6 protein-coding genes and 3 pseudogenes are annotated in these 7464 nt (G+C 69.9%); 3 read left to right on the top strand and 6 right to left on the bottom strand.

Annotation, left to right across the window (positions count from 1 at the left end; all coding sequences use genetic code 11):
- Window positions 1-73 precede the first annotated feature (73 nt).
- Window positions 74-455 (top strand): annotated as a pseudogene (locus tag VTU_RS30240) (transposase); the annotation flags it as partial.
- A 214-nt stretch (window positions 456-669) separates the two neighbouring features.
- A pseudogene (locus VTU_RS33320) lies at window positions 670-816 on the top strand (IS5/IS1182 family transposase); the annotation flags it as partial.
- Window positions 817-940: 124 nt separating this feature from the next.
- Here VTU_RS33320 and VTU_RS0124355 read toward each other — a convergent pair.
- From VTU_RS0124355 to VTU_RS35330, 6 genes and pseudogenes are all read right to left on the bottom strand, one after another.
- On the bottom strand, window positions 941-2278 hold the full coding sequence (locus tag VTU_RS0124355; RefSeq protein ID WP_010110342.1) for a sulfate adenylyltransferase subunit 1: 1338 nt from the start codon (window positions 2276-2278) through the stop codon (window positions 941-943).
- Window positions 2278-3234, bottom strand: coding sequence for a sulfate adenylyltransferase subunit CysD (cysD, locus tag VTU_RS0124360; protein ID WP_010110344.1), 957 nt, complete (start codon window positions 3232-3234; stop codon window positions 2278-2280). The genes VTU_RS0124355 and cysD overlap by 1 nt, the downstream gene beginning before the upstream one ends.
- A 20-nt stretch (window positions 3235-3254) precedes the next feature.
- Window positions 3255-4025: a phosphoadenylyl-sulfate reductase gene (locus tag VTU_RS0124365; RefSeq protein ID WP_010110346.1), complete on the bottom strand. Its 771-nt coding sequence runs from the start codon at window positions 4023-4025 to the stop codon at window positions 3255-3257.
- Complete coding sequence (locus VTU_RS0124370; protein ID WP_029554726.1) at window positions 4025-4396, bottom strand: DUF934 domain-containing protein; 372 nt, start codon at window positions 4394-4396, stop codon at window positions 4025-4027. The genes VTU_RS0124365 and VTU_RS0124370 overlap by 1 nt, the downstream gene beginning before the upstream one ends.
- Window positions 4397-4446: 50 nt before the next feature.
- A pseudogene (locus VTU_RS30245) lies at window positions 4447-6226 on the bottom strand (nitrite/sulfite reductase).
- A 164-nt stretch (window positions 6227-6390) separates the two neighbouring features.
- A complete protein-coding gene (locus VTU_RS35330; RefSeq protein ID WP_010110349.1) occupies window positions 6391-6864 on the bottom strand; it encodes an FAD-dependent oxidoreductase in 474 nt (157 codons plus the stop codon).
- A gap of 89 nt (window positions 6865-6953) precedes the next feature.
- On the opposite strand from VTU_RS35330, the gene VTU_RS35780 reads away from it, so the two are divergent.
- Window positions 6954-7464: hypothetical protein (locus VTU_RS35780; RefSeq protein WP_369021529.1), on the top strand; the 511-nt coding region annotated here is incomplete at its 3' end.

Raw genomic sequence — 7464 nt, forward strand, 5'->3', positions numbered from 1 at the left:
ATGAAGCTCCCTTTGGATGCGTTGTTGTATAAATCCTGGGTTACATGGCGCACGGGCATTTCTGCCGTGCAGCTACACCGCGGGGTTGATCGCCAGAGGAGATGTCGCGATGGGGATCGACGAGAGCCTTCTGACGCCCGCACCCGCTGCGGGGATTTGCTCAGAGCCTGCGCCGGCTCGCTTCTCCGACTTGGCCGGCGCCCAGCTGCACGACCCTGAGCCGCCGCGCGCAAGGTCTGCGAGTCGTCGTCTTGCCCGCGCTGCGCACGGGTGAGCCACTGCATCTGGCGGTCGACAGCACCGGCTCCAAACTCTGCGTCTGCGGTGAGGCCCTGAGCGATTGGCTCGAGCAGATTCCGCCCGGGACACCGGTTGACATCGTTGGCAGCGATGGCGCCTACGACACCAAAGCGTGTCCCGCGTGGATCGCCGCGCGCGAAGGTGCCATGCCTTGGCCGCTGCTTGGCAGTGCGTGCATCGGAGAGGGTGCGGACCATGTCAAACCTCCTGGGGGGCGGATGAAAGTAGTCGCAGTCAGCTGCTAGGAACGATTATTACTCGCATTCCATTTTTCAGCCGAGGGCAGGAAAAATGGTCGATCCGGGAGTGTGGGTATCGGTTGTTCCGTGGGCAGGGCATCGCGCCATCCCGGCTCCCCGGATCACCCGGCCCCGGAGGCGGCGCATGCCCTGGCCGCAGGCCACGCCGGGCGCAGCTTGACGCAATGCGGCCACGGGCAGGATCGCAGAGAGCGGTAGACGCGAATGGAAACAAGCCAGCGGCTACCACGAGCGCTCGCTGGCGGAGAACCTGATCGGGCAGAGCCGGGAGGAGCACGGCATGCTGCCCCCGCTGCGCAGTGACCCCGGAATGACCTGCGCCGCCCTGCACACCGGGCAGCGCCATGCCGCCCCGGTTTGCCCCGCGCAGGACTTCAGACTTAGTTCACCAGCACGGCGCCGGCGGTCTTGTGGCTTGCGGTGTCCACCAGGATCAGCGCGCCGAGCACGCGCGCCTGGGCAAAGGGCGCTGCGGGCAGGGGCTCTTGGAGCAGCAGGTCCACGTGGCCGATGGCGTTCGGGCCGAGTTGCGTGGCGGCTTCTTCGGCCAGGGTGCTGATGTCGAGCCTGTGCAGCACGGCCCGGACCCGGGCCTTGACCCAGCGGTGGCCGTGCAGCGCCCAGTACACGCGGCCGGCGACCAGGGGTGCGTCGTCCATCCAGGCCACGGTGGCGCGCAGTTCGTGGCGCGCGGGCCAGGCGGGGGCGTCGAAGCCGTCGGGGGTGGCCAGGAGCCAGTCGCCGCGCGACACGTCCAGTTCGCGGTCGAGGATGATCCCGGCGCTGCTGCCCGCAGGCACGTCGGTCGGGCGGCGCGCGTGGTCCAGCACCTGGACTACGGTGGCCGGCTGGCCGCCCGGGAAGACCTGCACCGCGGCGCCCGGCGCGATGGTGCCCGCGGCCACGCGGCCCCAGAGAACGCGCCGGCCTTGGGAGGTCTCTGCGGACGAGGAGAATTTCTCCACCCATTGCACCGGGAACGCCAGCGGCAACGCGGTGTCGGCCGGGGTGTTGGGCAGCGCTTCGAGCACTTGCAGCAGCGTCGGGCCGGCGTAGCCGCACCAGTCCGGGTGCGCGTCCACCACGTTCCAGCCCTCGAGCGCGGAGATCGGCACCGTGGCGTGCACGGCAATGCCTGCGGCCTGGGCGAAGGCGCTGAGTGCGTCCTGGATATGCCGGTAGGCGAGCACGGGGTCGGCCACTGCGTCGAGCTTGTTCACGGCGAACACCAGCGAATGCACGCGCAGCAGATGCGCCAGCAGCGCGTGGCGGCGTGTTTGCGGCAGCAGGGCCAGCCCCGGGTTGCGCCAGTCGAGCTTGCTCGCGTCGATCAGCACCACGGCCGCGTCCGCGCTGCTCGCTGCGGTGACCATGTTGCGCGTGTACTGCTCGTGGCCGGGCGCGTCGCCGATGATGAATTTGCGCGCTGGCGTGGCAAAGTAGCGGTAGGCCACGTCGATGGTGATGCCCTGCTCGCGTTCGGCGCTCAGGCCGTCGGTGAGCAGCGCGAGGTCGGTGGTGCCGCCGCGCTGCACGCCTGCCAGCTGGTCCTGCAGCACCGCGCGGCTGTCGATCAGCAGGCGGCCGATGAGCGTGCTCTTGCCGTCGTCTACGCTGCCGCAGGTGATGAATTTCAGCGCGCAGTGGTGCCCGTTGCGTCCGTTGTGTCCGTATGCGCCGGGGGCCTCGGCAGCGATCGGATGGGGGATGCTGCTCATCAGAAGTACCCGTCTTTCTTGCGCTTTTCCATCGAGGCTTCGCTGGTCTGGTCGTCCATGCGCGTGGCGCCGCGTTCGCTCATGTCGGCGGCCAGGGTTTCGTGCACGACCTCGTGCGCCGTGGCCGCCGGGCTTTCCACCGGGCAGGTGCAGGGGATGTCGCCCACGGTGCGAAAGCGCACCTGGCGCGTCTCTATGCATTCGCCGTCCCGCGCCGGGGTCAGCGCGGTCACGGGAACCAGGAGGCCCCGGCGCTGCACTACCTGGCGCGGGTGCGTGTAGTACAGCGAGGGCAGCGCGATGTTCTCGCGGGCGATGTACTGCCACACGTCCAGTTCCGTCCAGTTGCTGATCGGGAATACGCGGAAATGCTCGCCGGGTTGCAGGCGGGTGTTGAACAGCGTCCACAGCTCGGGGCGCTGGGCCTTGGGCTGCCATTGGCCGAAGCCGTCGCGGTGCGAGAAGATGCGCTCCTTGGCGCGCGCCTTTTCCTCGTCGCGGCGCGCGCCGCCGATGAGCGCGTCGAAGCGCAATTCCTCGATGGCTTCGAGCAGCGTCACCGACTGGTGCACGTTGCGCGACTCGTCCGGGTGCGCCAGGCGCACGCTGCCGCGGGCCATCGAATCCTCGACGCTGCGCACGATGAGTTCGGCGCCCAGCTCGCGTGCGCGCTGGTCGCGGAACGCGGTCACTTCGGGGAAGTTGTGTCCGGTGTCGATCATGAGCAGCGGGAAGGGGATGCGCCCGGCGCCGAAGGCTTTTGCGGCGCACCAGAGCATGACCAGGGAGTCCTTGCCGCCCGAAAACAGCAGCGCGGGGCGTTCGAAGGCGGCGACCACCTCGCGCAGGATGAAGATGCTTTCCTCCTCCAGCGCGTCGAGCTGCGCGGTGCTCAGGTGTTGGCTCCTGCCGTTGGCGGGCGTCTGGAGCAGTGCGGTGTCGGTGCGGGCGTTCATGGCGGGGCTCTCCGGTGGTATCAGTCGTTTTGGGTGTGCAGTCCGCATTCCTTGGCGCCTTCGTCCTCCCACCACCAGCGGCCGGCGCGCGCATCCTCGCCCAGGCTGATGGCCCGGGTGCAGGGTGCGCAGCCGATGCTCGGGTAGAAGCGGTCGTGCAGCGGGTTGTAGTCCACGCCGTGGGTGGCGATGTAGTGCCACACGTCGCCCCAGGTCCAGCGGGCCAGGGGGTTGAATTTGGTCAGGCCCCGGGCCGCGGCCTCTGCGCGGTCGATCAGCGGCACCTCGGCGCGCGCGTCGGACTGCTCGCGGCGCAGGCCGGTGATCCAGGCGCTCTTGCCGGCGAGCGCGCGCGCCAGCGGTTCCATCTTGCGGATGCCGCAGCAGGCCTTGCGCAAATCGACGCTCTGGTACATCGCGTCCTGCCCGTGGCTGCGCACGAAGTGGATGACCGCTTCGGTCCGCGGCCGGTACACCGTGACCGGCGCGCGCGCGTGCGCCTGGGTGCGCTCCAGCAGTGCCAGGGTTTCGGTGTGCAGCGCGCCGGTGTCGAGCACGAAGACCGGGATGTCCAGTTGCAGCGAATTCGTCAGGTGCGTGATGAGCACGTCCTCGGCGCCCAGGCTCGACGCCTGCGTGACCGCGTCCGCGCCCAGCGCTGCGGCCTGGCGCAGCAGCGCCTGCGTTTCGGCCAGTTTGGCGTCGAAGCTGGCGCTCGCGCGGGCGTGCAGCGCGCTGGCCTTGGCGGGTTTTCCGCGCGCGGGGATGGCGGTGCTGGCGTTGCCGGACATCATGTGGCCTGGGCAAAGTGCGGCCGGGGCTGGACTGCGTCGCCCTGGTAGAAGCCCGGGAACCGGTCGAGCTGGCGCTGCGCGTCGGCCGCGTCCACGCCCGCGCTCAGCACGGCGCACGAGAAGCCGGTGCGCCGCATTTGCAGCAGTTGGTCGATCAGCACCTGGCCCGTGGCGCGGATTTCCCCCTGAAAGCCGCGGCGGCGGCGCAGCAGAAAGGCCTGGCTGAACGCCCGGCCATCGGTGAAGTCGGGGAAATGCAGGTCCACCCGCTCCACGCCGTCCAGAGGCAGCGCCAGGGCGTCGGCGTCGTTGGCCAGCGCCACGGCGCGCGGGTCGCTGGCAGCGGGGGGTGGTGGTCCGGGGGGCAAGTATTTTCATGGCGGGGTCCTTGTGGGGGCTCTCTGCACGCCGAGGAGGTTCAGGCCGCGACCGGTTCGTCCCTGTGGCGCGCCGTTTTGGCGGCCTCCTTGAAGGGCTCCAGGCCGGTGCGGCGCACGGTGGATTGCAGGCTCTCACCGCGTTCGCGCAGGTCGCGGTAGGTGTCGAGGACGGCCTCGATCACGTCGGGCAGTTCGGCGGCCGAGAACGACGGGCCGATCACCTTGCCGGCTGCCGCGGGGCCGGAGAGGTCGCTGCCGTCCGAACCGCCGAGCGTCACCTGGTACCACTCCTTGCCGTCCTTGTCGACGCCCAGGATTCCGATGTGACCGCTGTGGTGGTGGCCGCAGCTATTGATGCAGCCGCTGATGTGCAGGTCGATTGCGCCGAGGTCGTCGAGCTCGTCCAAGTCCTGGTAGCGCTGCGCGATGGCCTCGGCGATCGGCAGTGAGCGGGCGTTGGCGAGCGCGCAGAAGTCGCCGCCGGGGCAGGCGATCATGTCGGTGAGCAGCTGCACGTTGGCGCTCGCCAGGCCCAGGGCCCGGGCCTCCTGCCATAGTTCGAACAGGCGGCTGGCGTGCACCCAGGGCAGGAGCATGTTCTGATCGTGCGTCACGCGCGCCTCGCCGGCGGAGTATTCGTCCACGAGATCGGCCAAGGCCTCGAGCTGATCGCCGCTGGCGTCGCCGGGCGACTGGCCGGGGCGCTTGAACGACAGCGTCACGGCGCGCAGCTGCGGGTTGCGGTGCGCGTGCACGTTGCGTTGCAGCCAGCGGCCAAAGGCCACATGCCCGGCGGCCCGGGCCTGGAGCGCGGCTTCGAGCGCCTGGGGGTCCAGGTCCGGGAGATCGGTCAGAGCGGGTGCCACGAAGCAGGCCGCCACGCGGTCGAATTCGGCCTGGGAGATGGTGTGCGGGCCGCCGTCGATCTCCATGATCTGGCGGTATTCCTCCTCCACGGCGTCGATGTAGCGTTGGCCCTCGGACTTCACCAGGACCTTGATGCGCGCCTTGTACTTGTTGTCGCGGCGGCCATGCGCGTTGTACACGCGCACCACGGCCTCGATGTAATTCATGATCTGCTGCCACGGCAGGAATTCGCGGATCACCGCGCCGATCAGCGGCGTGCGGCCCATGCCGCCGCCCACCGTGACCCGAAAGCCGACCTCGCCCGCAGCGTTCTTGGCGAGTTGCAGGCCCACGTCGTGCCAGCCCGTGGCCGCACGGTCCTCCCGGGCGCCGCTGACCGCGATCTTGAACTTGCGCGGCAAAAAGGCGAACTCGGGGTGCAGCGTGCTCCATTGGCGCAGTTTCGGCGTAGGGGCGGGGGTCGACGATTTCATCGACCGCCACGCCCGCGAGCGCGTCGGTGGTGGTGTTGCGGATGCAGTTGCCGCTGGTCTGGATGCCGTGCATGTCCACGCTGGCGAGCAGGTCCATCACGTCGGCGCTGCGGGACAGGGCGATCCAGTTGAACTGCACATTCGTGCGGGTGGTGAAGTGGGCGCAGTTCTTGGGCAGAAAAGTCGTTCCCAGCTTGCCCTGGCCCTCCATGGCGGTCTGGAACACGGCGGCTTCGGGTTCGTCGTATTCCCGGGCGATGCGCGCGAGCACGCGCAGCTGGCGGCTGGCGATCTCGCCGTAGGGCACGGCCACGCGCAGCATGGGCGCATAGCGTTGCACGTACCAGCCGTTTTGCAGGCGCAGGGGGCGAAAGCCGTCCTCGCTCAGCTTGCCGCTCTGCCAGCGTTCGAGTTGGTCGCGAAACTGCCTTGCACGCCGTTGCACGAACTGTTTGTCGAATGCGGTGTATTGGTACATGGCGGGGCTATCCGGATCGGTATCAGATGAACATCAGCTTGGCTGTTTGCCCCGGCAGGAACGAGCGGGGAACGACGACGCGCTGCGTCATGCATGGATGCGAATGTAGAGGGACTTCTTATGGAAGCAAACTATTGTTTCATGCTGCATGTATTCATGTTTGGTTATAAGCAAGGATGGATGCGGGCTTCCGGCTGCTCCGGGGACTGCGCGTGGCGCAGGCGCTGCATGCGCTCCGTCCCGAGCGCCCGGGCCAGCTTTTGCTCCAGCGGCAGGGGCTCGCCCTGCAGGCGCGCCGCCAGCAGTTCGCCGCACAGGGGCGCCAGGGTCAGCCCGCGCGCGCCCATGGCGCTACAGACCCACAGCCCGGGCAGGGCAGCGGCATCGACCGGGCCGACGATGGGCAAACGGTCCGGTGCGGTGCAGCGCACGGCGGCCCAGGACTCGGCGGCAGGCTCCGCCGATGGGGCGCCCTCTTGGTCGGCGGGTCCGGTTCGCCCGCCGTCCGACGCCCCCAGGTGGGGCGCAAACGCGGGCGCCAACTGCGGTGCGATTTGGGGCAGCAGGGCCTGCAGGCGGGCCCAGTTCGCGGCGTGCGCCTCCCGGACCTCGGCGCGCGCGGGCGGCAGCCCGTCCACGCCGCGTTCGAAGGTGGAGCCCAGCAGCCAGGCGTGGGGCCGTCCGGGTCGTCCCCCAGGGAAAGCGGGGGATCAGATGGCCCTGGCCGTTGGCCGCAAACGGCAGCAGCGGCGCGGCGCGCTCGGCGTGCAGGCCCCAGGACAATTGGCCGCGCACCGCCTGCAAGGGCCAGCGCTGCGCCAACTGTTCCAGCAGCTGCGGGGTGCCGGCGCCCGCAGCGATGACCACGGTGCGCGCCTCGGCCAGCACCCGGCCCTGGTCGTCGAGCGCCTGCCAGGCCGTGCGGGCTGCGCCGCCCTCTGCGGCGGCGGAGTGTTCGACGCGCTGCAGCAGCGCCACCCGGCAATCGCCTTGCCAGCGGATTCCGGGCCGCGCGAGCAGCGCCGCCACCATGCGCGCCGGGCGCAGCCAGCCCGCCTGCCTGTGCCAGCACGCGGTAGCGTGGGGCGGCAGCCGGGCCTCGGCGAGTGCCGCGGGCGGCGCCGGCCGGCTCCAGTCGGCGCCGGGCCCGTCGCCCCAGTGGGCGGGCAGGCCGCCGCTGCGCTGCTCCAGCACGCCGCAGCAGGACCAGTCCAGCCCCGCGCGCAGCAGCCAGTCGG

Origin of the sequence: Verminephrobacter aporrectodeae subsp. tuberculatae At4, from assembly GCF_000193225.1 — a bacterium.
Taxonomy (GTDB): domain Bacteria; phylum Pseudomonadota; class Gammaproteobacteria; order Burkholderiales; family Burkholderiaceae_C; genus Acidovorax; species Acidovorax aporrectodeae.